Genomic DNA, 24,711 nt, shown 5'->3' with positions numbered 1-24,711 from the left:
GCCGGCGGCCGCGGGAGTTGGTGAAAATCCGGGAATGTGGAAACCTGTCATCAGAAGCCCTCGCGAAGCCATCGTCCGACCTTTCCGAAATAACCGCCGGTCCCTGTCTTAATCTGCCGCGTATGCCGCGGTTCGACATGTTCAAGGTGAACATATTGCGGGTAGACCAGGAGCCCGGCGGGCACCGCGAAGGCGGCGTTCTTCGCCTCATTGGGCAGCCGGCCGAAGCCGAGCGGTCGGCCGATCCGCACGGGACGGCCGAGAATTTGCGTGCCGAGCTCGACGAGCCCGGTGAGTTGCGAGGCACCGCCGCTGAGAACGATGCGACCATTCGGCTCGGCCGCGAAGGGCGATTCCTTCAGCTTGTCACGGACCATCTCGAAGATTTCCTCGGCCCGGTGCTTGACGATGTTGGCGATGGTGGCGCGGGAGACGATCTGCGGCAGATCCTGCTCGTCGCCTGCGGTCGGCACCGACATCAGCTCGCGCGAGTCCGATCCACCGGTGATGACAGTGCCATAGAGCGTCTTGATTCGCTCGGCGTCGGCGATGGTCGCCGACAGTCCGCGCGCCAGGTCCATCGTGATGTGATGGCCGCCGACTGCAAAGCCTGCCGCATGCACGAAGCGGCCGCCGGAATAGACGGCGATGGTCGTGGTGCCCGCACCCATCTCGACGACGGCGGCGCCGAGATCGGCCTCGTCGTCGGTCAGCACGGAGAGGCCGGCGACATAGGGGCTCGCCGCCATGGCTTCGACGTTGATGTGGCAGCGTTCCACTGCCAGCATCAGGTTCCGCGCCACGGTGGCGTCGCAGGTCACCACGTTCATGTCGACGCCGAACTGGCGCGCGACCATGCCGCGGGCATCACGGATGCCCTTGACGCCATCGAGCGTGTAGCCGACGGGCAGCGCGTGCAGCACGGTGCGGCCCTCGCCGGTGGCATGACGCATGCCGGTGGAGGTGACGCGACTGACGTCGGCCGGCGTGACCGCGCCGCCGCGGATGTCGGCGGCAGCCTCGACCATATGCCCGGCGAGCCTGCCGCCGGAGACCGACAGCAGCACGGATTCGACCCGCACCTTGGCCATCTTTTCCGCAAGCCCGACGGCCTGGCGCACCCCCTGCTCGCATTCGCCGAGATCGATCACCGCACCGGCCTTCATGCCGCGCGCCTGGATCTGGCTGTAGCCGGTCAATTCAACCGCATGGGTGCGGCCGCGCAGCGCCTCGCTCGGCGCGGACGGCTTCAGCCGCGCGATCATGCAGGCGATCTTGCTGGTGCCGATGTCGAGACAGGCGACGAGCCCGGCGCGCTTATGCGGCATCGGGCGGGTCTTCGGCGTCTGGGTGCGATCGAGACCGGTCATGCGGAATCACCGGCCTTCTTCTTCGGCTGCTTTGCCTTGAACAGCTCTTCGCGCGCCTTTGCGGCGTCGTCGGAGAGCTGCACTACGAGACGATCGGGCAGACGCATGTCGACGGCGACGATGTCCCTGGAGAACAGCTTCTCCTCCTTGTCGAGCTTGGACAGGGCGGCAAGCGCATTGCCGACGTCCTGCTCGGGGAGCCGCACGTCGAGGCCGTCCTTCAACCGCAGATTCCAGCGGCGCTCGCCGATGAAGATCGCCGCCTTGGTCGCCGACTGCACCTGCGGATAACGCGCGAGGAGCGCGAGGAAATCGCGCGCCTGGGTGGCGGCGCCCTTGCCGACCACGAGCGGCAGCGTCAGGAAGCGGCGCGAAACATAGGGCTCGAGCACGGCGCCGTCGTCGGCAATCACGGAGAGCCGGCCGGCTTCCTGCCACAGCGCGAACGCCTTGCGCTCGCTGATGTCGATCTGGAGCTGACCCGGATAGAGCTTCAGCACGGTCGCATCCGCGATCCAGGGATTGGCCTTGAGCTTGTCGCGCAGGCCGTCGGCATCGAGGAACAGCAGCGAGGAGCGGCCGCTGACGCCGCCGATGGCGAGGATCTCGTCCTGGCTGAGCTGCTTGCGGCCGTTGATGACGACGGAGGTGATTCGGAAGCCGGCGGAATTGGCCAGCGCATTGCGGGCATCGCTGACCGCGGTGATGAAATCCTGGAGATGGCCGCCCTTGACGATGCCGAGGCCGGTGGCGCCGGCGAGCAGGATGACTGTCAGGCTGATCCCGACCCGGCGCGGCAGGAAGCGCTCGACCAGCGCGACGATGCGCGGCGTCGGCTCGCGCTCCGGAAGAGCCTTGGCGCGGGCGCGCTTTTCCTGGAGCTTCTCTTCGCGCTTGTCCTGGCGCTTCTGCTCGATCCACTCGCGCAGAAGCACGACCGCTCCAACAGCGGCCGCCTTCAGGTCAGCTTGGGGCCTCAGAGATCGAAGTACTGACCGGGTGAGGCTGCCTGCACCATCCATTGCACGAGCTCGTCAACAGTTAGCCCGCGGAAATCTCGCGGGTCCTGGCGCCCATGACGTCTCGGACCGGCCGGCCGGGTGGTCTTCAGCAGAAGAAGCCTCTCCCCTTCAAAGCGTTGGCCGGAGACGGGAACACCCGTGACAGCCCACGCGCCGGCAGCCAAATCGCCATATGCGCCGCCAGCGTTAACCTTCGGACTTCCTGGTAAACAAAAGGTAAACTTCGTTAACGGCCGGAGCTTTTTGCCTCGTCTTGTGAGGCATTTATGCCGCCATCTCCGGCATTTTACCGATTTTGGGTTCCAAAACGGGCTGTTTCGCCCGGCCGGCCGTTAACCAACCCTAATTATTTCCGCACGCGCTGTTCGGCGAGCTCGATCAGGTCGCGCAGGAAGTCGACGAACTCGATCCCCTGCGCCTTCAGCGCCTTGGGATAGAGCGAGGACTTGGTGAGGCCGGGCAGCGTGTTGGTCTCGAGATAGACCAGGCCCTTGTCCGACACGATGAAGTCCGACCGGGAATAGCCGGTGCAGGACATCGCCCGATGCGCCCGCATCGCCTGGTCCATCAGCGCGGCCGTGACCTCCGGCGAGAAGCGGCCGGGGCAGATCTCCTGGGTCGATGAGAGCAGATATTTTGCGGCGTAGTCGAAATTGCCCTCGCCCGGGATGATCTCGATCGGCGGCAGCGAGATCATGGAGCCGTCCGGCCGCTCCAGCACGCCGCAGGTCGCCTCGATACCGGCGATGTAGGGCTCGATGACGTACTCTTCGTGCTTCGCAGCGTTGCGGACAGCAACCAGATCCTGCTTGGCGTTGACGAAGATCAGGCCGTAGCTCGAACCATCGCGCGCCGGCTTTGCGATCAGCCTGCCGTATTCGGCAAAGGCGTCGTCGATGTCTTCCAGCGCAATACCTGTCGGTGGCGTCACGCCGCCGAGCGCGGCAAACTGCTTGGCGGCGATCTTGTCGAAGGCGAGATGCGAGGATGCCGAGCCCGATCCAGTGAAGGGCACGCCGCGCGATTCGCACATCACCTGCAGTTCGCCGTTCTCGGCGCAGCCGCCATGTAGCGCAAGCACCAGCACACGGTTCTCCGCCTTCGCCTGGTCCAGCGCCTGTTCCAGCGGAATTCCGCGCGTGCCCGGATTGAACTCGTCCTCAAAGGGACGGGCGTGTTCGGCGAGCTGCTTTGACTGGACGACGTGCACCTTGTCCTGGACATCCCAGAACCAGAGATCGGCTTCAGGCAACGCCTGGTGCAGGGCCTGCGCGCTTGCAACCGAGACCAGACGTTCCCTGTTGGAGCCGCCGAAGAGAATGGTGATGCGCATGATTAGCTAGCTGCCTTTCCACCTTCGTCATTCCGGGATGCGCCGGTAGGCGCAGGCCCGGAATCCATAACCACGATCGAGAGTATGGATTCCGGGCTCGCGACTTCGTCGCGCCCCGGAATGACGGTGATCATGGAACCCCGATCCTTTTGATTTCCCAGTGTAGCTCAATTCCCGAATTTTCCTTCACGCGCTCGCGCACGGTTTCGCCAAGCGTCTCGATGTCATGACCGGTCGCATCGCCGGTATTGATCAGGAAGTTGCAGTGCATCTCCGACACCTGCGCGCCGCCGATGCGCAAGCCGCGGCAGCCGGCGGCGTCGATCAGCTTCCAGGCGGAGTGGCCGGGCGGATTCTTGAAGGTTGAGCCGCCGGTCTTCTCGCGAATCGGCTGCGCGGTCTCGCGATGGGTCTGCACCTCCGCCATGCGGGCGCGGATCGCGTCCGCGTCCGTGATGACGCCGCGAAAGCGCGCGGAGGTGAAGATGATCGAGGGGTCAACGCCGCTGTTGCGGTACACGAACTTCATGTCGGCGTTGGAGAAGGTGTGCTTCGTGCCGTCGCGACCGATGCCGGTCGCCTCGATCAGCACGTCCTTGGTCTCGCCGCCATTGGCCCCTGCATTCATGCGCAGCGCGCCGCCGATCGTGCCGGGAATGCCGAAGAAGAATTCGAGCCCGCCGATATCAGCGCTGGCCGCCACTTCCGCGACGCGCTTGTCGAGCGCGGCCGCACCAGCGGTGACGATGTCGCCGCTCGCACTCGCATCGCCAAAGGCACGCGGTGCAAGACGGATTACGACGCCCGACATGCCGCCATCGCGCACGATGAGATTGGAGCCGACGCCGACGACATAGACGGGAATGTCGTGCGAGAGATGCGCGAGGAAGTAAGCGAGATCATCCTCATCCGCCGGCGTGAACAACACCTGCGCCGGCCCGCCGACGCGAAACCAGGTGAGCTCGGCCAGCGACTGATTCGCCAGCAAACGCCCGCGCAGGTCAGGCATCGCGGCTTTGAGGTCGGGGGTGATGTCGGGGAAGCTCATGCGAGAGCACGCGCCTCATGCAAGGGAGGCACACTGTCCCCGTTCCCTCCCCCCTTGTGGGGGAGGGCCAGGGAGGGGGGTAGCCCCAAGCGACGTCGGAGTTTGTGGCTACCCCTCTCCCCCACCCTCTCCCACAAGGGGAGAGGGAGCGCAGGGTGCCGTGGGGCAACTGATCCGACCATCGTCATCGCCGTCACCCCAGCGCCTTCAATTCACCGGGCAGCGCATACGCCCATTGCGTGATGTTGCCGGCGCCCAGGCACACGACCAGATCGCCTGGCTTCGCCATGCCCTTGACGATGCCGGCGAGATCCGAGGATGCCGGTAGCGGGATCACCTGGCGATGGCCGTGGGCGCGCAGGCCGGCGACGAAATGATCGCGGTCGATGCCTTCGATCGGCGCCTCACCGGCGGGATAGACCTCGGCGACAACAACCGCGTCCGCATCGTTGAAGCAGGTGCAAAATTCCTCGAACAGCGATTGCAGGCGGGTGAAGCGATGCGGCTGCACCACGGCGAGGATCTTGCCATTGGTGGATTCGCGTGCCGCCTTCAGCACGGCAGCAATCTCGACGGGATGGTGACCGTAATCGTCGATCACGGTGATGCCGTTCCACTCGCCGGTCCTGGTGAAGCGGCGCTTCACCCCGCCGAAAGTGGCCATCGCCTTGCGGATCGCCTCGTCGGAGACGCCGAGCTCATGCGCCACCGCGATTGCGGCCGTGGCGTTCGAGGCGTTGTGACGTCCCGGCATCGGCAGCGTGAGATCCGCAATCTCATGCACGGCACCGCTCTTGCGATCGCGAATCGCGACCTTGAATTTCGATCCGCCACCCATCGGCGTGAGATCGACGAGCCGCGCATCGGCCTGCGGATTCTCGCCATAGGTGATGATGCGGCGATCCTCGATCTTGCCGACCAGGCTCTGCACGGTCGGATGATCGATGCACATCACGGCAAAGCCGTAGAACGGCAGGTTCTCGATGAAATGGCGGAACGCATCCTGCACGGCATCGAACGTCTTGAAGTGATCGAGATGCTCGGGGTCGACATTGGTGACGATCGCGACATCCGTCGGCAGCTTCAGGAACGTGCCGTCGCTCTCGTCCGCTTCCACCACCATCCAGTCGCCGGCACCGAGCCGTGCATTCGAGCCATAGGCGTTGATGATGCCGCCGTTGATCACGGTCGGATCGAGGCCGCCGGCATCGAGCAGCGTGGCGACCATCGTCGTGGTCGTGGTCTTGCCATGGGTGCCGGCGATCGCGACGCAGCTCTTCAGCCGCATCAGCTCGGCCAGCATCTCGGCGCGGCGCACCACGGGAATGCGTTGCGCGCGCGCCGCCATCAATTCCGGATTGTCGCGCTTGATCGCAGAGGACACCACGACGACGTCGGCGCCATCGACATTCTCGGCCTTGTGGCCGACCGAGACCTTTGCGCCCTTCTTGCGCAGCCGCTCGAGATTGTAATTGTCGGAGGCGTCCGAGCCCTGCACGGTGTAGCCGAGATTGACCAGCACCTCGGCAATGCCGCTCATGCCGATGCCGCCGATCCCGACGAAGTGGATGGGTCCGATCCCGCGCGGCAGTCTCATGATCTGTTCCCTGACCTTGCCGCCTGCGAAGGCGGCATCTGGCTGATCTCACGGCCCAAATCAGCCGCGCCTCGTACTGGATGCCCCGCTTTAGAAGGCGAAGACAAGGGCTTTTTCGCGTCAAAGTCCGGCGACTTTGACCACCAGATCGGCCAGCCGCTCGGCGGCATCGAGCCGGCCAGCGCCGCGGGCGGCCTCGGCCATGGCGGCAAGGCGGGCAGGCTCGGCGGCGAAAGCGGAGATCTCGGCAGCCAGCCGATCCGAGGTGAACTCGGTCTGCGGAATGCGCAAGCCGCCGTTGACCTGGGCCAGCACGCCGGCATTGGCGAACTGGTCCTGGTCGATCGAGCCGGGCAGTGGCACCAGGATCGAGGGCCGCCCGATCGCGGCGAGCTCGGCGACCGTGCCGGCGCCCGAGCGCGACACGATGAGGTGATTGGAAGCAAGCCGCGCCGGCAGATCGGTGAAGAACGGCGCGAGCTCGGCATTGATCTTGAGCTTGTCGTAGACCGCGCGCACCCGCGTCATGTCCTCTTCGCGGACCTGCTGGGTGAGGATCAGCCGGCTCCAGAGCGCAGGCTCAAGCCGCTCGATCGCGCCGGGCACGATGTCGGCCATGATGCGCGCACCCTGGCTGCCGCCGACGACGAGCAGGCGGAGCGGACCGTTCGGCTCAGGCGGTGTGTACTTCACCGCGGCGGCCGCAAGGATCGCCGGACGCATCGGTGTGCCGACCGTCGTGGTCTTCGGCGCCAGCGCAGGATCGCGGTCGAGCACGCCCGGCAAGGACGTCGCGATCGCGCGGACATAGCGCGCTAGGAACCGGTTGGCGCGACCGAGCACCGCGTTTGCATCGTGGATGATGCCGGGCACGCCGGCGAGCCTGGCCGCGATCAGCGGCGGCAGCGTCGGATAACCGCCGAAGCCGACGACCGCGATCGGCCTCGATCGGCGCATCAGGTTGAAGGCTGACAGCGTGCCCGCGGCGAGCGTGAAGCCGGCATGGGCGAGCTGCAACGGATTGCGGCCGCGCGCGGTCTCGCTCGCCACGACGTCGATCATGTCCTTGCTGAACAACCCGCTGTAGCGGAGCGCCCGCGCGTCCGTGACGAGGCGCACGCGAAATCCGCGCCGGATCAGCTCGACGCCGAGCGCCTCGGCCGGGAACAGATGACCGCCGGTGCCGCCCGCGGCGAGAAGAATCAAGGGGGAGGTGTCCATGGCCGTGGGTTTTACAGGGACTTTCCCGTCATTGCGAGACAGACCACGTCACAGAGTTCGTGCCCCGGGCGCAGCGCAGCGCGCCGCTTCTTCGCGGCGTGGTGCGCTGCTGAACCGGGGCCCATGCTCGCGACATTCTGGGTCCCGGATCTGCGCTTCGCTTGTCCAGGACACGAGGGCAACTCACGCGTAGCTGCGCATCGCTTCGGCGTGGCCGATCGACTCCACCTCGGTGCGCGGTCGCAGCCGCGTCAGTGCCAGCATCATGCCGACGCCATAGGCGAGCGTCACGATCGAGGAGCCGCCATAGGAGATGAACGGCAGCGTCATGCCCTTGGCCGGGATAAGCTGAAGATTGACCGACATGTTGATCGCGGCCTGCACGCCGAACAAGATGGCAAGGCCGGAGGCGGCGAAGCGGGAGAACATGTCCTCATTGGCATAGGCGCGCGACAGCGTGCGGATGACGATGAAGGCGAACAGCCCCAGCATCGCAAGGCACAGGATGATGCCGAACTCTTCGGCGGCGACCGCGAACACGAAATCGGTGTGGCTGTCCGGCAGGCTACGCTTGGCGATGCCCTCGCCCGGCCCGAGGCCAAACCAGCCGCCGTTGTAGAAGGCCTCCATCGCGGTATCGACCTGGAAGGTGTCGCCCGAAGCCGGATTCATGAAGCGCTTGATGCGCCCGGCGACATGGGGAACAAAAAGATAGGCGCTGAACAGGCCGGCGGAGGCGGCGCCCGCAAGCCCGAACACCCAGATCATGCGCATGCCCGCGATGAAGAACAGCGCGCCCCACACCATCAGGATCAGCATGGTCTGGCCGAAATCGGGCTCCATCACCAGGAGCGAGACCAGCATCAGCAGCAGCACCAGCGCCATCGAGGTCGCCGGCATCTCCGGCCGCTTGGTCGATTCCGCGAATAGCCAGGCGGCGATGACGACGAAGGACGGCTTTGCGGCCTCGGAGGCCTGGATGTTGACGCCGAGCAGTGTGATCCAGCGCCGCGAGCCCTTCACCTCGGGACCGATGGCGAGCGTCACCACGATCAGGATGATGCTGATCGCGAAGATGATCAGCGCGCTGCGCCGGATCGCGCGCGGCGACAGAAACGACACGCCGATCAGGACGATGAAGGACGGAGCCAAAAACATCACGTGCCGGCTGAAGAAGTGGAAGGGATCAAGCCCGATGCGGGTCGCAACCGGCGGGCTCGCCGCCAGCGACAGGATCACCCCTGTCAGCATCAGCGCCAGGATGACACCGAGCAGCGGCTTGTCGACGGTCCACCACCATTCGGAAAAGGGGGTGCGTTCTTCACGGGAGAGCATGGGCGGCCGGCCTTCGGACAGAGATCAGCCCATTGGTCGCCGAGGTTGGTTTACGGGGAGTTAATGGGATCAATCAAGTTGTGAAGAGTTCGTGCCCCGGACGCAGCGCAGCGCTCTTGCGGTGCGCTGCAGAGCCGGGGCCCACTGTGTCTTCTGGGTCCCGGCTCGCGCTACGCGCGTCCGGGACACAAGGGCATCACACCACCGGCTTCACGCCCGGCAGCGCCTGCACCAGCTCGCGGAACCTGGCGCCGCGGATCTCGAAATTGCGGTACTGGTCGAACGAGGCGCAGGCGGGTGAGAGCAACACGACAGCCTCGCCGAGGCCCGAGGCTTCGGCATCGCGTGCGGCGTGCTCCACCGCGACATCGAGTGTCTCGCTGATCTCGTGGGCGACTTGCGTGCCCAGCGTGCCCGAAAATTCCTGCGCGGCCTCGCCGATCAGATAGGCCTTTCGGATGCGCGGGAAGAAGCCCGTCAGGCTGGTGATGCCGCCCATCTTCGGCTTGCCGCCGGCGATCCAGAAGATGTCGGCAAAGGACGACAGCGCATGCGCGGCCGCATCCGCGTTGGTGCCCTTGGAGTCGTTGACGAACAGCACGTTGCCGCGCCGACCGACCTGCTCCATGCGATGCGCAAGGCCGGGGAAGCTGCGCAGGCCGTTCTGCAGGACATCGAGACTGATGCCCATCGCGAGCGCGGCGGCGGTGGCGCAGGCGGCATTCTGCGCATTGTGCAGGCCGCGCAGCGAGCCGATACCGCCGAGCTTTGCAACTTCGCTGCGAGCGCCGCCGGAGGCGCGGGCAATCGTGCCGTGCTCGACATAGACGCCGGTCGCAAGCGGATTCCTGACGGAGATGCGCACCACGTTCTTTCCGGCGCGGTCGAGCCGGTCGGCGATGTCGCGGCACCAGCCATCGTCGACACCGACGATCGAGGTGCCGCCTGCTTGCACGCCGGCGACCAGGCGCTCCTTCACCGCGGCGTAGTGCTGGATGGTGCCGTGGCGGTCGATATGGTCCTCGCTGATATTGAGCAGAATGCCGGCGGAGGGATCGAGCGAGGGCGTGAGGTCGATCTGGTAGGACGACATCTCGACGACATGGACGCGCCCCATGCGCGGCGGCTCCAGCGACAGGATCGCGGTGCCGATATTGCCGCCCATCTGGCTGTCGTAGCCGGCAACCTTGGTCAGATGCGCGATCAGCGCAGTCGTCGTCGACTTGCCGTTGGTGCCGGTGATGGCGACGAACGGCGCGTTCGGCGCGTGGCGCCGCCGCTCGCGGCAGAACAGCTCGATGTCGCCGATCACCTCGACGCCGGCCTCGCGCGCTTTCAGCACGCTCCAGTGCGGCGCCGGGTGGGTGAGCGGCACGCCGGGTGCGAGCACCAGCGCCGAAAAATTCGCCCATGACACGGTGCGCAGATCGGCGGTGATGAAACCTTCCTGCGCCGCCTTGGCGAGATTGTCGGCACTGTCGTCGCCGGCGATCACCTCGGCGCCGCCGGCTTTCAGCGCATGGCAGCTTGCGAGACCCGAACCGCCGAGTCCGAAGACCGCGACGGTCTTGCCGGCGAAGGACGTGACCGGGATCATCGATCGATCACCGCAGCTTCAGCGTGGAGAGGCCGGCGAGCGCCAGCATCACCGAGATGATCCAGAAGCGGATCACGATCTGCGGCTCTGTCCAGCCGAGCTGCTCGAAATGGTGATGGATCGGCGCCATCTTGAAGATGCGCTTTCCCGTCAGCTTGAACGAGACGACCTGCACGATGACCGAGACCGCCTCCAGCACGAACAGCCCGCCGATCACCGCGAGCACGATCTCGTGCTTCACCGCAACCGCGATCGCACCGAGCATGCCGCCGAGCGCCAGCGAGCCGGTGTCGCCCATGAAGATCGAGGCCGGCGGCGCATTGAACCAGAGGAAGCCGAGGCCGGCGCCCAACAGCGCGCCGCAGAGCACCGCGAGCTCGCCGGTGCCCGCCACATATTTGATCTGGAGGTAGTCGGCGAACACGGCGTTACCGGCAAGATAGGCGATCATGGCAAAGCTCGCGGTCGCGATCATCACGGGCACGATGGCGAGGCCATCGAGCCCGTCGGTGAGGTTCACCGCATTGCCAGCGCCGACGATGACGAAGGCGCCGAAGATCACGAAGAACCAGCCGAAGTGCAGCACGACGTCCTTGAAGAAGGGAATCGCGAGCGCGGTGGAGGAGGGATCGCGGTTCAGCCGCACCAGCGCGTAGCAGGCGACCAGCGCGATCATCGCCTCGATCAGCAGGCGAAGCTTGCCACCGAACCCGCTCGTCGTCTGCTTGGTCACTTTCAGGTAATCGTCATAGAAGCCGACGAAGCCGAAGCCGAGCGTCACCGCGAGCACGATCCAGACATAGGGGTTGAGCGGATTGGCCCACAGCACCGTGCCGACCGTGAGGCCGGACAGGATCATCAGCCCGCCCATGGTGGGCGTGCCCTTCTTGCTGAGATGCGATTGCGGGCCATCTTCCCGGATCGGCTGACCCTTGCCCTGGCGGATGCGCAAATGATCGATGATCCAGGGCCCGAACAGGAACACGAACAGCGCGCCGGTGACGACGGCGCCGCCGGTGCGGAACGTGATGTAGCGGAAAACGTTCAGCAGGGTGCGAAACGCACCGAAACTCGGAAATGTGTTGGAAAGCTCGATCAGCCAGTAAAACATTCAGACAGTCCTATACCGCCTCTTCGCATGCGGCCTTGCCGGAAAGCGCTTTTGGCGCATTCGCCGGCCTTCATCATGTGGTCGGGCGACCCTCAAAAACCGGACAGCCGGGGATGGTGGGATCAGACACGGCGCTTAACCAGTTTACGCCTTTGCCTGCAAGGCGGCCACTAGCCCCGGCACAAACTTGTTGACCCAGAACATCTTCTTGCTGCCCTTGACAACCACGACATCGCCTGCCTTCAGCAGATCCGCAACATCTCGCGGGGCCAGCGTGGCGGGGTCCTCATGCCAGCCGAGGCCCTTGGCCGCCGGCAGCTTCTGGTAGAGATGATGCATCAAGGAGCCGACGCAGTAGACGCCGTCGATGCCGTCGAGATGTGTTGCAAGATTCACGTGATAGGACGGCGCGTCAGTTCCCAGCTCGAGCATGTCGCCGATCACGGCGATGCGGCGGCCGCCGGTCATATGGCGCGCCTTGAGGCTTTCCAGGGCCGCGGCCATGCTGGCCGGGTTGCCATTGAAGCTGTCGTCGATCACGGTGACGCCGCCAACGGTCTGCTCGACGCCGCGGCCGGTCATGATGCCGACGCCATCGAGCCTTGAAGCGAGTGCAGCCGCATCGAGATGGGCCGCGTGAATCGAGGCCAGCGCGGCCAGCGCGTTGTGGACGCGATGCGGTGCGCCGGGCGTAAGGCTGAAGTCGATCTCCTTGCCGCCGACCAGCGCACTCACCTGCCAGCTTTCACCCTGCGGCGTGTGCCTGAGCTCGCACAACTCGGTGCCGTCACCGAAGCGGATGACCTTACCGTTCCATTCGGGGGCGGCGATATCGGCCGGCAGCACCAGCACGCCATCGTTCGGCAGGCCCAGCGCGATCGAGACCTTCTCGCGCCGGATCGCTTCGAGCGAGCCGAGCTTTTCCAGATGCACCGGCTGCACGTTGACGACCAGCGCCACCGTCGGCTGCGTCAACCCGCTCAGCCGCGCGATTTCGCCGGTCTGGTTCATGCCCATCTCGACGACCCAGAGGCTCGCGTCAGGCCTCGCATTGCACAGCGTCAGCGGCACGCCCCAGAAATTGTTGAAGCTGGACGGGCTCGCATAGGCGTTCGGATAGGCCGCGAGATATTCCTTGGTGCTGGTCTTGCCGGCGCTTCCCGTGAGCCCGATCACGGGCCCCTTGAAGCGCGCACGGGCGGCACGCGCGAGGCCCCAGAGGCCTTCGATCAGCGTGTCCTTGACGACGAGTTGCGGAATGCGGATGCCCGCGATCTCGTGCGGCACGATCATCGCGACCGCGCCTGAAGCTTCCGCCTTGTCCGCAAACTCCCAGCCGTCGCGCGCGCTGGCGAAGGCCGAGATGAAGCCGCCGCTCGGCGTGCCGCTCAGCGCAACGAACAGGCAGCCCGGCTTCACCAGGCGGCTGTCCTGGGTGACGAAGTCGATCGCCGTGTCGGGGAACGATCCTGCGATCCCCAGCGCATGCGCCACCTCGGCAACCGTCCACAATGGCGCGCTCATGAAACCCTCGTCGCTAATGCGGCGGCGACCGCCTCGTGATCGCTGAACGGCAGCACATCGCTGCCGATGATCTGCCCGGTCTCGTGACCCTTGCCGGCAATCAGCAGCGCATCGCCCGGCTCGAGCTCGTCGATTGCCGCGCGGATCGCCGCTGCACGATCACCGATCTCCTTCGCGCCCTTTGCGGCGCTAAGGATCGCGGCGCGAATGGCTTCCGGCTTTTCGCTGCGCGGATTGTCGTCGGTGATGATGACGCCATCGGCATTCTCAGCCGCGATCGCGCCCATGATCGGTCGCTTGCCGGCATCGCGATCGCCGCCGGCGCCGAACACGACGATCAGCTTGCGCTTGGCATAGGGCCGCAGCGCCTGCAGTGCCTTGACCAGTGCATCCGGCTTGTGTGCGTAGTCGACGAAGATCGGCGCGCCGTTGCGTTCGCCGACGAGCTCGAGCCGACCCTTGGCGCCTTCGAGATGTTCGAGGCTCGCAAAGACATTCGCCGCATCGCTCCCGGTGCCGATCGCAAGGCCGGCGGCAACCAGCGCGTTCTCGATCTGGAACGCGCCGACCAGCGGCAGCCTGATCGAATACGCCTTGCCGCGATGCTCGATCGCGAGCTGCTGCGAAAAGCCGTCGATCTTGGCGTCGACGAGGCGGATGCCCTCGCCTGCCCCGTCGCCGTTGCGGCCGACCGCCATCACGCGCAAGCCGCGCGACCTCGCGGCCTCGATCGCCTCAGTCGAGCAATCATGATCGGCGCAGATCACGGCCGCGCCGCCCGGTAGAACCAGATCGCGGAACAACCGCAGCTTGGCTGCAAGATAGTGCGCGACGGTCGGATGGTAGTCCATGTGATCGCGCGAGAGATTGGTGAAGCCGCCGGCTGCGATGCGCACGCCGTCGAGGCGGTATTGATCGAGCCCGTGCGAGGATGCTTCGAACGCCAGATGCGTGACGCCGTCGCGCGCGATCTCATCGAGCTGCCGGTGCAGCGCGAGCGGATCGGGGGTCGTCAGCGAGCCGTAGACGGTGCGCTTCGGCGAGACGAGGCCGATTGTCCCGATGCTCGCGGAGACGTGCCCAAGCCGCTCCCAGATCTGCCGCGTGAACGCTGCAACCGACGTCTTGCCGCTGGTGCCGGTCACCGCCGCGATGGTTGCGGGTTGGGCGGGAAAGAATTTTGCCGCGGCCAGCGCCAGCGCGCGGCGCGGATTGGAGACCGCGATGAACGGCACCTTGCAGCCGGCCGGCGCATGGTCGCCGACAATGGCCACGGCACCCGCGGCAACGGCAGCGTCGATGAAGCGCGCGCCGTCGGTCTTGCTACCCGCAAGCGCGAAGAAGAGATCACCTGATTCGACCACGCGGCTGTCGAGCGCAAGCCCCGTCACCTCGAGCGCCGCGACAGCGGGCTCGATTGCGGCATCATTGCCCAGAAAATCCTGACCTAGGAGGTCGCGCAGTTTCATGGCCTTCCAGTCGAAATGCCAAGCCGGATCCAAGGGGGAAACCCGACTCAGGGCAGCCCGGGTACGGCTTACTGGGTTGTCCTGGATGCTGCAAGAATAAGGCGGTCGGACGGCGGCAGGTCAAAACGGGGCTCGATGCCCAGGAGAGGCGCGATACGGGCGATGACCTTGCCCCCCGTCGGCACGGCATTAAAGCCCGACGTGATGAAGCCATACGTCTCCTGCAGCGCCTGCGGCTCGTCCAGCATGACCAGAATCTGATATTTCGGATTGTCGGAAGGCATAATCGCGGTGAAGGAATTGAGCACGCGCTTCTTGGCATAGCGGCCGTTGACGACCTTCTCGGACGTGCCGGTCTTGCCGCCGATATAGTAGCCGGGAACATCGGCCTTCTTGGCCGTGCCGATCTCGGCGTTGAGCCGCATCAGATAGCGCATCTTGTCGGAGGTCTCGGGCTTGATCACGCGCTTGGCCATCGCCGCGGCTTCTTCTTCGCTGCGCTTGAGGAACGTCGGAGGAATCAGGTAGCCGCCGTTCACCAGGGCGTTGATGCCCATCACCGCCTGCAGGGGCGCCACGGACAGGCCCTGACCGAACGCGATGGTGACCGTGTTCAGCTCGCCCCAACGGCGCGGCACCAGCGGAGCCGCGCTCTCCGGTAACTCGGTGCGCAGCCGCGTCAACTGGCCCATTTTAGCCAGGAAAGCCTTGTGCGCCTCGACGCCCTGGCCGAGCGCGATCCGCGCGGCGCCGATATTGGACGAGTAGGTGAACACTTCCTTGGTGTTGATGAAACGACCAAGCATGTGGCTGTCATGGATGGTGAACTTGCCGTAGTGCAGATTTCCCCGCGCATCCCACGACGAGTTCAAGTTGATCTTGCCGGAATCAAGCGCCATTGCCAGCGTGAACGCCTTGAACGTCGATCCCATTTCGTAGACGCCGGTGGTCAGACGGTTGATGCGGTCGGGGTCGTGGGCTTCTTTCGGATTGTTGGGATCGAAATCCGGGAGCGAGACCATCGCGACGATTTCGCCGGTTTTGACATTGGAGATGATGCCCGAGGCCGCCTTGGCGTGGAACTTCTCCTTCGCCTTCAACAGCTCGTCGCGCAGCGCATGCTCGACGCGCAGGTCCACCGACAGCTCGATCGGCTTTTGCAGGCGATCGGTGGCAAAACCCGCGCGGTGGAGATCGGCGAGCCCGTTGCTGTCGAGCCACTTCTCCATGCCGGCGATGCCCTGGTTGTCGATGTTGACGAGACCGATGAGGTGGGCGACCTCGTTCCCGGTCGGATAGACGCGCTTGTTCTCGCGCAGGAAGCCGATGCCGGGAACGCCGAGCTTGTGGATATCCTGCTGCTGCTTCGGCGTGATCTCGCGCTTCAGCCAGACGAAACCCTTTCGCGAGGACAGGCGCTCGCGCACTTCGGCCTCGTCGAGGTCAGGCACCGTGGCGGTCAGGAGTTCGATCGCCTCGTCCTTGTCGATGATGCGGCGCGGCTCGCCGAACAGGCTCGGCGCCTTGACGTCGGTGGCGAGAATCTCGCCGTTGCGGTCGACGATGTCGGGCCGCGCGGTCGCAACCACGTCCTGAGCGCCGCCGCGGCGGGCGCTATGGACGTCGGCGCCGATGGCGAACATCACGAGCCGGCCGCCGATCAGCGCATAGACGGCCGAAAACGCCAGGATCGCAAGGCCGACGCGCGCACGTGCCTTCGCCGCGCGATCGACGTTGCGCCCGTAGAGCAGGCTGCGGATCAGCCGCTGACGCCAAGGCTCGGTTGCGCGCTCCGCAGGCTTTGCGGGTTTGCCCGGAGTGACAGCGCTCATTGCTTGTCCTCCGGCTGCGGTACCGAACCCGTGACCGTGTCGGCATCGGTCGCAGCTTCGATGGTGTTGATCATGGCGCCGATCGGATCGGGCTCACCGGGCTTGACAAGCCGCGGCGGACGATCGGGCAGGTTCTTCAGCGAGTCATATTGCGTTCCATTGACCGGCTTGAGCTGCAGATGCCGCTCGGCAAGTCCTTGCAGCCGCAGCGGCGCATCGAGCTTGGCCCATTCGGAGCGCAATGCGGCGATGGCATCGCGCTGCTCGCGGATGTCGGCATGCAGCCGCAGCACCCGCTCGGTGCGGGCAGTGGATTCCATCTTGATCCGGTAGACATAGGCCGCGGCGAAGATCAGCGCGCCGATGACGAAGAGGTGGATGAGGCGCATGCGCTAGCCACCCCTCATGACATCGGAAAGGCTCGGCCAGGACGATGACTCGCCCTCGGCATGCGCGGCAGCCCCGGTCCGCTCGGCCGCGCGCAGCTTCGCGGAACGCGCGCGCGGATTGTGCGCGACTTCCTCGTCGCCGGCGACGACCGGACGCCGCGTCAGAAGCTGGAAGCTCGGTGGTACCTGTGCGACCTCGGGCAGATGCCGCGAGCCCCCACCGGTCTTGGCGCGTTCGCTGAGGAAATTCTTGACGATGCGGTCTTCCAGCGAATGGAAGGACACCACGACCAGCCGCCCGCCGGGCCTCAGCACGCGTTCGGCAGCCGCTAGAGCGGTCTGAAGCTCTTCGAGCTCTTCATTGACGAAGATGCGCAGGCCCTGGAACGTCCGCGTCGCCGGATGGATATCACCGGGCTTCGAGCGCACGACCCTGCCAACGAGATCGGCGAGCGCGCGCGTTGTCGTGATCGGCGCTTCCTCACGCGCCGCGACGATGGCGCGTGCGACTTTGCGCGAATGCCGCTCCTCGCCGAAGAGGTAGATGATGTCGGCAAGATCGCTCTCGGACGCCTTTGCGACCACATCCGCAGCCGTCGGCCCGGCCTGCCCCATCCGCATGTCGAGGGGACCGTCGAGCCGGAACGAAAAACCGCGGCCAGCCTGGTCGAGCTGCATCGAGGAGACGCCGACGTCCATGACGACGCCGTCGACGAAGTCGAAACCTTGCGCGGCGCAGACCTCGGCGAGATTCGAGAAGCGGTCTTCGACAAGCGTCAGGCGCCCGCCAGAGCGGTCGACCAGATCAAACCCACCGGCGATCGCCGTGCGATCGCGGTCGATGCCGATGACCCGGGTTCCCGGCATATCCAGGATGGCGCGGCTGTAGCCGCCGCCACCGAAGGTCGCATCGACATAGAGGCCGCCCTCGCGCGGCGCGAGAAGCTCGATCGCCTCGCGGCCGAGAACGGGAATGTGGGCAGCCGAACTCATGCGCCCGGCTCGCGAGTGGTGCTGGCGAGAACGATGGTTAACGCGTCCATCACGTCTCGAATTGTTCCGCTTCGCGGCGGTTCCACGACTCAACCCCTGTACGGCGCGCTCGCCCAGCCCGGCGGACCCAGGCTGCAGACCCTGTTTTCCGCATGGAATTTGTCGGGCAGCCATGGGATTTCGAACAAAAAACGCGTTGGCCACCTCTGGACGCGGGGCGGCTCTTCACTCTCAGTAACGGCCCTTAGCGTTAAGAAAGCGTTGATGGTTCGATTACAAGTCAAAAAGGTAAAATCCGTTGTGATGCGTCATCCACACACATCCGACAAAATGCGCCCGTTAACCGAAGCCGGCGATTGCGCGGCCGCAAGGGTAAAGGAATAGTAAAGTGAAGGGCTTGAAGGGCCCGCCGCTCCCATCCGATTGAGCCTTATAATGTCGTCCGGTTCGTCCGCGTCACCAGGATCTGATTCGAAGCGTCAACGCGTGCTCCCGGTTCCCAAGGCCGCGGCGAGCATGCGGACGTTCGACCCCGATTCCTCGATCGTGTCCGACATCATTCCCTCGCCGAACTATGGCGAGCGCAACAAGGGCCGCCTGCCGGACATGATCCTGCTGCACTACACCGGCATGCCCGATGTCGAGGGCGCGCTGGCGCGGCTGTGCACGGCGGGCACCGAGGTCTCGGCTCATTATGTCGTGCTGGAGGACGGCCGCATCGTACAATGCGTGCCGGAGAGCAAGCGCGCCTGGCACGCCGGCGTCTCGTCATGGGCGGGCGAGGACGATGTCAATTCCTGCTCGATCGGCATCGAGATCGTCAATCGCGGCCATGATTGGGGCTATCCGGAGTTCCCGCTGCGCCAGATCGCTGCCGTGATCGCGCTCTGCCGCGGCATCATGCTCCGCCGCAAGGTGGCGCCGCACCGGGTGCTCGGCCACTCCGACGTCGCGCCCGCGCGCAAGAAGGATCCCGGCGAGAAATTCCCGTGGCACTCGCTGGCCAATTCCGGCGTCGGCCACTGGGTGACGCCGGCGCCGATCGTGCGCGGCGAAAGCCTGATGCTCGGCACCATCAGCGACGAAGTGCTGAGCCTTCAGCAGGCGCTCGCCAAATATGGCTACGGCGTCCCGCTCACCGGCAAGTACGATGCGACGACGATGGAGGTCGTCACCGCCTTCCAGCGCCACTTCCGCCCGGCGCGGCTGGATGGTGTCGCCGATCATTCGACGCTGTCGACATTGCAGACACTGCTCGCGAGCTTGCCGGCCGAAGGCACGACCGTGGCGTCGAAGTGACGACGGAGCCGTCATTCCGGGGCGCACGAAGTGCGAACCCGGAATCTCGAGATTCTCAGGTGCGCAATTGCGCACCATAGTTCGATGCTTCGCATCGCCCCGGAATGACGATACTAGTTGCTGAGCTCCCTCATCCTTCGCGCGTACAGCCTCCGCAGCGGCTCGAGCTGCGTCGCCGCGGTCGCCGCAACATAGGCCTCGCGCGCCTCGTCTTTCCGGTCGAGCCGTCGCAGCAAATCCGCGCGCACCGCGGGCAACAGCTCATAGCCGTCGAGCCCGCCGCGCGCTGCGATCGCGTCGACGAGATCGAGCGCGCGTGCGGGGCCGTCGACCATGGACACGGCCGCGGCATGATTGAGCTCGATCACCGGCGACGGGTTGATCCGCAGCAGCACTTCGTAGAGTCCGGCGATCTGCGGCCAGTCGGTCTCCTCATAGCTCGGCGCCCGCGCATGGAGCGCAGCAATCGCCGCCTGCACGGCGTAGGGCTGCGGTCGGCCGGGCACGCGCAGCGCATCGTCGACCAGACGCAACCCTTCCTCGATCTGCGCACGATCCCACAGGTCACGGTCCTGCTCTTCCAGCAGCACGATGTCGCCGGCCGACGTCTCGCGCCCGGCTCGGCGCGCATCGTGCAGCAGCATCAGGGACAGCAGGCCCTTGATACCAGCACGATCTGGCATCAGGCGGTCGAGCAGCCGGCCGAGCCGGATCGCCTCGATCGCAAGATCAGGCCGCATCAAATCTGCACCTGACGTCGCGACATAGCCTTCGGTGAAGACGAGATAGATGACGGCAAGCACGCCGCGTAGCCGTGGCTCCAGCGCGTCGCGCTCCGGCACCTCATAGGGAATGCCGGCGAGCCTGATCTTCTGCTTGGCGCGGACGAGACGCTGCCCCATCGCCTCCTCGCTGACGAGAAAGGCGCGCGCGACCTGCGCCGTGGTGAGCCCGCATACCGTGCGCAGCGTCAGCGCGACTTGCACCTCCGGCGCGAACGCCGGATGGCAGCAGGTGAAGATCAGCCGCAGCATATCGTCGTCGAGCATCGTCGCCGGCTCGTCGGGCGCTTGCGCATTCGGCGCGAGCTCATGCACGAGAGCCTGCTGCTTGCCGCGAAACGCGACCTGACGACGAATGCGGTCGATCGCCTTGTTGCGCCCGACATTGACGAGCCAGGCGCGCGGGTTGTCGGGAAGCTCAAGTGTCGACCACCGCTCCAGTGCAACCGCAAAGGCGTCCTGGAGTGCATCTTCAGCGAGATCGAAATCGCCGACGAGGCGGATCAGCGTGGCCAGCGCCCGCCCCGCCTCGTCGCGAAAAATCTTGTCGATGTCCGTGGACGAATTCACTTGTAGATCATGACCGGCCGGACTTCGATCGAACCGTCCCGGGCTCCGGGAATCCGCGCAGCCAGCGCAATCGCGGCGTCGAGATCCTTGGCCTCGACCAGATAGTAGCCACCGAGTTGCTCTCGCGTCTCCGCGAACGGACCATCGGTCGTCATGATCTTGCCGTCGCGCACGCGCACGGTTGTCGCCGTCGTGGTCGGCTGCAGCCCGTCGCCCGCCTTGAAATTTCCGCTCTGGATGATGGACTGGGTATAGGCGCCATACTCCGCCGATACCTTCTGTCGGTCCTCGGGCGTCATCTTGGTCAGTTCAGCTTCGTTCCGATAGATCAGCAGCAGATACTGCATTGCTCACTCCTGTTGCTCGGCTTGATCGCCGACATCCAGTCGAACGGCGCCGACATCAAACGACATCTTCCCAATTTTTTTCGCGCTGGGCGAAGCGATATCGCCTTCGATGCCGGTGAACGAGATCACTTGTAGACCATGACCGGTCTGACTTCGATCGACCCGTCCCTGGCTCCGGGAATCCGCGCGGCCATTGCGATCGCGGCGTCGAGATCCTTGGCGTCGACGAGATAGTAGCCGCCGAGTTGCTCACGGGTCTCCGCGAAAGGACCATCGGTCGTCAGTATCTTGCCATCGCGAACGCGAACGGTGGTCGCGGTCGTGGTGGGCTGCAGCCCGTCGCCGGCCTTGAAATTGCCGCTCTGAACGATGGACTGGGTATACGCGCCGTACTCCGCCAACAGCTTCTGGTAGTCCGCAGGGTCCATCCTGCCCTGTTGAGCTTCGTTCCGGTAGATCAGCAGCAGATACTGCATCGCTTACTCCTGTTGCTCGGCTGGATTGCCGACATCCGGTCGAACGGGGCTCACGGCCAACGACATCTTCAGGATAAATTATTTTCCCATGTCGTGCGGAACGATATCGCCTTGACGAAACCGTCATAAATGCCCATTGCGTACACCGTCAGTCGGCCGGACGGCCGCCCCTGCAAGTGCCGAAAGGCCGCCGGGGAGGAAAGTCCGGGCTCCATTGACATGCGGTGCCGGATAACGTCCGGCGAGGGCGACCTCAGGGAAAGTGCCACAGAGAACGAACCGCCTCGCTTCGCCTTCGGGCTTGGTGGGGCAAGGGTGAAAAGGTGCGGTAAGAGCGCACCGCGGTTCCGGCAACGGAGCCGGCATGGCAAACCCCACCGGGAGCAAAACCGAATAGGGACGGCTTTAGCGGGCTGTTCGCGCAAGCGATAACGCCGCGGGGCGATGTCAGGCCCGCCGTCCGGGTAGGTTGCTCGAGGCAATGTGCAAACATTGCCCCAGAGGAATGGCCGTCACGTATCGCCTGCGCAAGCAGGCGGTGCCCTACAGAACCCGGCTTACAGGCCGGCTGATGTTCTAAAGCGCGAGGGGTTCGATGCTGACGCATCGGACCCCTCACCATTTTCGCCACCGCCATTCCACATTGTGCAATTGCGCAATGTGGAATGACAGCGAGAGCTATTCGACGATCTTCGCCAACACGTCCATCAGCGCCTCCGGCGCAGTGACGTTCGGTGCGTGGCTGGCGTCGAGCTCGAAATAGCGCCAGCCGGCTTCGCTCTTCGTGCGCCTGGCTAATTGCCCGAACACGTCGCCCGGCGGAATGCGCGTGCAGTAGATGTAGCTGCGCGGCATCGCCGGCTCGCCATGCTCAAGCTTCAGCTTCGTCTCGAAGCATTTGACTGGCATGCTGACGCGGCGCGCGTTGAGCCAGTCGAGATCGGCTTGCGGCGTATCGGGCGGCGGCGGGTTGGGCGGGATGCGGTAGCCGTCGCCTGCGGCCGCGGCTTTTCGCATCGGCTCGCGCCCCTGCTCGTTGAGATCGAACAGCGACTGGCCGTCGCGCGGCACGAAGGCGTCGAGATAGATCAGTTGCGCGATGCGATCGCGTGCGCGATCGGCAACGCCAGTCGCGACCATGCCGCCATAGCTGTGGCCGAGCAGCACGACGTCGCTGAGGTCCTCGAACTTGATGACGTTGACGATGTCCTGCAGATGCGTCTCCAGGTCGATCGAAGGATTTGCGAGATGCGATCGCTCGCCGAGACCGGTGTAGGTCGGCGCCACCAGGCGATGACCCGCCTGCGCCATAAGCCGATGCATCTTCTTCCAGGCCCACCCGCCGGACCAGGCGCCATGACAGAGCAGGAAGGTTTTGGGCGAGCGTGCGGTCATCGGCGTTTCCATCGTTTCTTGTTTGGTGCGATGGAGTGTACCGGCCGACCGCGCGATGTAAACGTCGCGACGCGCTTCAGGCAGCGCGCGCTGCGGGTTTAGCCTTGACCAGCGCCGGCGCGAGTTGGCCGGCTTCGCGGCGCCGCTTGGCCTCCTCGAAGCCGTGCATGCCGACCTGCCATTGCAGGCCGACGATGGCGCCCTTGGTCGGCTGCAACAAAGCGAGCGAAGCAAACAGCGTCACCGGCAGCCACACTGCCAATTGCAGCCAGACCGGCGGTGCATAAGCCGTCTCGATCGCGAGGATCGCCGGCACCACGAGATGGCCGACCAGGACGATCACAAGATAGGCCGGGAAATCATCGGCGCGGTGGTGAAAGAGCTCCTCGCCGCAGACGTCGCAGCTGTCGGCGACTTTCAGGAAGCGCTTGAACGCATGGCCCTCGCCGCAATGCGGGCACCTGCCGCAAAAACCCCGCCACATTGCCTTCGCCAGAGAGACTGAACCGGTCGCCATGACCACACCTCTTCCTTTCCAACGATCCATACAATAATATCTTGCATCCATACATTCAAACAAAACGGCCGGACTTGCATGGATTGGGTCCCTACAATCGCCGAGCTCAGCGGCCCGCGCTATCAGCGCATCGTCGAGGCCATGGAGGCCGACATCGCCGCAGGAAGGCTGGTGCGCGGCCAGCAATTGCCGACGCAGCGCGCGCTGGCGAAAGCGCTGGGCATCGATCTCACGACGGTGACGCGCGCCTATACCGAGGCGCGGCGGCGCGGAATTTTGGAAGCGCGGGTCGGACAGGGCTCGTTCGTCTCGGAGACCAGCGCGCGACGAACGGTCGACCTGCCGCATCCGGTCACGATAGATCTGTCGATGAACGTGCCGCCGCATCCACTGGAGGCGCAGCTCGACGAACGCATCCTTGCCGGGCTCGAGGCGATCCGCGAGCAATCCGGCCTCACCGCCTATCTCAACTACCAGCCACCGGGCGGCAGCGCGCACGAGCTCGATGTCGCGGCCAAGTGGATGCGCTCGCGCGTGCCCCATGTCCGTACCGACCGGCTCGTGATCTTTCCCGGCACGCAGACAATCCTGTTCAACCTCATGGCCTATCTCGTAGCGCCCGGCGATGTCGTGTTGACGGAAGCTCTAACCTTCCCCGGCATCAAGGCGGTCGCCGCACGATGCGGCATCAAACTGGTCGGTGTTGCAATGGATGAAGGCGGCATCCTTCCTGAGGCACTGGCCAGGGCGTGCCTAGAGCACAAGCCAAAGGCCGTGTATCTCATTCCGACGCTGCACAATCCAACGACAGCGACGCTCTCGGCCGAGCGGCGGAGCGCAATCGCAAAAATCATCCGCGATGCCGACACGACGCTGATCGAGGACGATGCCTATGGCCTGCTGGACCGGTCGGCCTCGCCGATCGCCAATCTCATTCCGGAGCGGACTTATCTGGCGACCACGCTGTCCAAATGCATCGCGCCGGCGCTGCGCGTGGCCTATCTGGTGACGCCCGACGCCGCCGCGCAGCAAACGATGCGCAGCTATCTTCAGGCGACCGTGCAGATGCCCGCGCCGCTCATGGTCGCACTCATCACCCATTGGCTCGAGACCGGAGTCGCGGACCGCATCATCACCGCGATCCGTAACGAGGCGATCGGCCGTCAGCAGCTTGCGCAGCGCGCGCTCAGGGGTTTTCAGTTCCTGGCCAAACCTGCCGCGCATCATCTCTGGCTGCGGCTGCCGGAGGGACGGAGCCGGACGGAGATATCAGCGCAACTGCTGCGCAACGGGCTTGCGGTCATCGCCAGTGACGCCTTCGTGGTCGGCGATCACCCGCCGCATGCGGCGCGACTATCGCTTGGCGCGGCGCGCAATCGCGCTGAGCTCGGCCAGGCGTTGCAGATTCTCCTCAGTGCGCTGCACAGACCGGTCGACGCCCGGCAGATCGTCTAGTACACCGCCGATAACAACAAGGACATTGG

22 protein-coding genes and 1 other RNA gene are annotated in these 24,711 nt (G+C 65.1%); 3 read left to right on the top strand and 20 right to left on the bottom strand.

Going from position 1 to position 24,711, the window contains the following annotated elements; genetic code table 11:
• Positions 1 to 50 precede the first annotated feature (50 nt).
• From ftsA to rsmH, 14 genes are all read right to left on the bottom strand, one after another.
• On the bottom strand, positions 51 to 1,370 hold the full coding sequence (ftsA, locus tag NLN62_RS29590; protein WP_254111185.1) for a cell division protein FtsA: 1,320 nt from the start codon (positions 1,368 to 1,370) through the stop codon (positions 51 to 53).
• Positions 1,367 to 2,392: a cell division protein FtsQ/DivIB gene (locus NLN62_RS29585; RefSeq protein ID WP_254111184.1), complete on the bottom strand. Its 1,026-nt coding sequence runs from the start codon at positions 2,390 to 2,392 to the stop codon at positions 1,367 to 1,369. Before NLN62_RS29585 ends, ftsA begins: the two co-directional genes overlap by 4 nt.
• A gap of 346 nt (positions 2,393 to 2,738) precedes the next feature.
• Positions 2,739 to 3,725 carry a D-alanine--D-alanine ligase gene (locus tag NLN62_RS29580; RefSeq protein ID WP_027522342.1) on the bottom strand — a complete coding sequence of 329 codons (987 nt, stop codon included), beginning with the start codon at positions 3,723 to 3,725 and terminating at the stop codon, positions 2,739 to 2,741.
• 130 nt (positions 3,726 to 3,855) lie between these two features.
• Entirely contained in the window at positions 3,856 to 4,773 is a 918-nt protein-coding gene (gene murB, locus NLN62_RS29575) for a UDP-N-acetylmuramate dehydrogenase (protein ID WP_254111183.1), read from the bottom strand.
• Positions 4,774 to 4,966: 193 nt separating this feature from the next.
• Entirely contained in the window at positions 4,967 to 6,370 is a 1,404-nt protein-coding gene (murC, locus tag NLN62_RS29570) for a UDP-N-acetylmuramate--L-alanine ligase (RefSeq protein ID WP_254111182.1), read from the bottom strand.
• A gap of 120 nt (positions 6,371 to 6,490) precedes the next feature.
• Entirely contained in the window at positions 6,491 to 7,591 is a 1,101-nt protein-coding gene (murG, locus tag NLN62_RS29565; protein ID WP_027522345.1) for an undecaprenyldiphospho-muramoylpentapeptide beta-N-acetylglucosaminyltransferase, read from the bottom strand.
• A gap of 183 nt (positions 7,592 to 7,774) precedes the next feature.
• Positions 7,775 to 8,926, bottom strand: coding sequence for a putative lipid II flippase FtsW (gene ftsW / locus NLN62_RS29560; protein WP_027522346.1), 1,152 nt, complete (start codon positions 8,924 to 8,926; stop codon positions 7,775 to 7,777).
• A 196-nt stretch (positions 8,927 to 9,122) separates the two neighbouring features.
• Positions 9,123 to 10,523: a UDP-N-acetylmuramoyl-L-alanine--D-glutamate ligase gene (gene murD / locus NLN62_RS29555; protein ID WP_027522347.1), complete on the bottom strand. Its 1,401-nt coding sequence runs from the start codon at positions 10,521 to 10,523 to the stop codon at positions 9,123 to 9,125.
• A gap of 7 nt (positions 10,524 to 10,530) precedes the next feature.
• Positions 10,531 to 11,634, bottom strand: a complete 1,104-nt coding sequence (gene mraY / locus NLN62_RS29550) for a phospho-N-acetylmuramoyl-pentapeptide-transferase (protein WP_027522348.1) — start codon at positions 11,632 to 11,634, stop codon at positions 10,531 to 10,533.
• Between the two features lie 144 nt (positions 11,635 to 11,778).
• Positions 11,779 to 13,158, bottom strand: coding sequence for a UDP-N-acetylmuramoyl-tripeptide--D-alanyl-D-alanine ligase (gene murF, locus NLN62_RS29545; RefSeq protein ID WP_027522349.1), 1,380 nt, complete (start codon positions 13,156 to 13,158; stop codon positions 11,779 to 11,781).
• Positions 13,155 to 14,627 carry a UDP-N-acetylmuramoyl-L-alanyl-D-glutamate--2,6-diaminopimelate ligase gene (locus NLN62_RS29540; protein WP_254111181.1) on the bottom strand — a complete coding sequence of 491 codons (1,473 nt, stop codon included), beginning with the start codon at positions 14,625 to 14,627 and terminating at the stop codon, positions 13,155 to 13,157. The genes murF and NLN62_RS29540 overlap by 4 nt, the downstream gene beginning before the upstream one ends.
• Before the next feature lie 68 nt (positions 14,628 to 14,695).
• On the bottom strand, positions 14,696 to 16,459 hold the full coding sequence (locus tag NLN62_RS29535) for a penicillin-binding protein 2 (protein WP_254111180.1): 1,764 nt from the start codon (positions 16,457 to 16,459) through the stop codon (positions 14,696 to 14,698).
• A complete protein-coding gene (locus NLN62_RS29530; RefSeq protein WP_254111179.1) occupies positions 16,456 to 16,848 on the bottom strand; it encodes a hypothetical protein in 393 nt (130 codons plus the stop codon). Before NLN62_RS29530 ends, NLN62_RS29535 begins: the two co-directional genes overlap by 4 nt.
• Before the next feature lie 3 nt (positions 16,849 to 16,851).
• Positions 16,852 to 17,841 carry a 16S rRNA (cytosine(1402)-N(4))-methyltransferase RsmH gene (gene rsmH, locus NLN62_RS29525; RefSeq protein WP_027522353.1) on the bottom strand — a complete coding sequence of 330 codons (990 nt, stop codon included), beginning with the start codon at positions 17,839 to 17,841 and terminating at the stop codon, positions 16,852 to 16,854.
• A gap of 516 nt (positions 17,842 to 18,357) precedes the next feature.
• Between rsmH and NLN62_RS29520 the strand changes: the two genes are divergently transcribed.
• A complete protein-coding gene (locus NLN62_RS29520; RefSeq protein WP_035662020.1) occupies positions 18,358 to 19,140 on the top strand; it encodes an N-acetylmuramoyl-L-alanine amidase in 783 nt (260 codons plus the stop codon).
• A 113-nt stretch (positions 19,141 to 19,253) separates the two neighbouring features.
• Here NLN62_RS29520 and NLN62_RS29515 read toward each other — a convergent pair whose 3' ends face one another.
• From NLN62_RS29515 to NLN62_RS29505, 4 genes are read right to left on the bottom strand one after another with little or no spacing between them, the layout of a single operon-like run.
• On the bottom strand, positions 19,254 to 20,492 hold the full coding sequence (locus tag NLN62_RS29515) for an RNA polymerase sigma factor (protein ID WP_254111178.1): 1,239 nt from the start codon (positions 20,490 to 20,492) through the stop codon (positions 19,254 to 19,256).
• Positions 20,489 to 20,839 carry a YciI family protein gene (locus NLN62_RS29510; RefSeq protein WP_027522356.1) on the bottom strand — a complete coding sequence of 117 codons (351 nt, stop codon included), beginning with the start codon at positions 20,837 to 20,839 and terminating at the stop codon, positions 20,489 to 20,491. Before NLN62_RS29510 ends, NLN62_RS29515 begins: the two co-directional genes overlap by 4 nt.
• 3 nt (positions 20,840 to 20,842) lie before the next feature.
• Positions 20,843 to 20,968: a hypothetical protein gene (locus NLN62_RS53030; RefSeq protein ID WP_256375274.1), complete on the bottom strand. Its 126-nt coding sequence runs from the start codon at positions 20,966 to 20,968 to the stop codon at positions 20,843 to 20,845.
• Entirely contained in the window at positions 20,965 to 21,315 is a 351-nt protein-coding gene (locus NLN62_RS29505) for a YciI family protein (RefSeq protein ID WP_254111177.1), read from the bottom strand. The genes NLN62_RS53030 and NLN62_RS29505 overlap by 4 nt, the downstream gene beginning before the upstream one ends.
• Before the next feature lie 148 nt (positions 21,316 to 21,463).
• Between NLN62_RS29505 and rnpB the strand changes: the two genes are divergently transcribed.
• Positions 21,464 to 21,891, top strand: an RNA gene (rnpB, locus tag NLN62_RS29500) — RNase P RNA component class A.
• Between the two features lie 102 nt (positions 21,892 to 21,993).
• Here the strand turns inward: rnpB and NLN62_RS29495 are convergent.
• Complete coding sequence (locus tag NLN62_RS29495) at positions 21,994 to 22,710, bottom strand: alpha/beta fold hydrolase (RefSeq protein WP_254111176.1); 717 nt, start codon at positions 22,708 to 22,710, stop codon at positions 21,994 to 21,996.
• 76 nt (positions 22,711 to 22,786) lie between these two features.
• Positions 22,787 to 23,227 (bottom strand): DUF983 domain-containing protein, encoded by a 441-nt coding sequence (locus NLN62_RS29490; RefSeq protein ID WP_027522359.1) that lies wholly within the window; start codon positions 23,225 to 23,227, stop codon positions 22,787 to 22,789.
• 78 nt (positions 23,228 to 23,305) lie between these two features.
• Between NLN62_RS29490 and NLN62_RS29485 the strand changes: the two genes are divergently transcribed.
• Positions 23,306 to 24,682, top strand: a complete 1,377-nt coding sequence (locus NLN62_RS29485) for a PLP-dependent aminotransferase family protein (protein WP_027522360.1) — start codon at positions 23,306 to 23,308, stop codon at positions 24,680 to 24,682.
• Positions 24,683 to 24,711: the final 29 nt, after the last annotated feature.

This window comes from Bradyrhizobium sp. CCGUVB23, from assembly GCF_024199885.1.
In the GTDB taxonomy this organism is placed as follows: domain Bacteria; phylum Pseudomonadota; class Alphaproteobacteria; order Rhizobiales; family Xanthobacteraceae; genus Bradyrhizobium.
The sequence above is the reverse complement of the archived record's forward strand: the minus strand, read 5'-3'. Positions and strand labels throughout refer to the sequence as shown.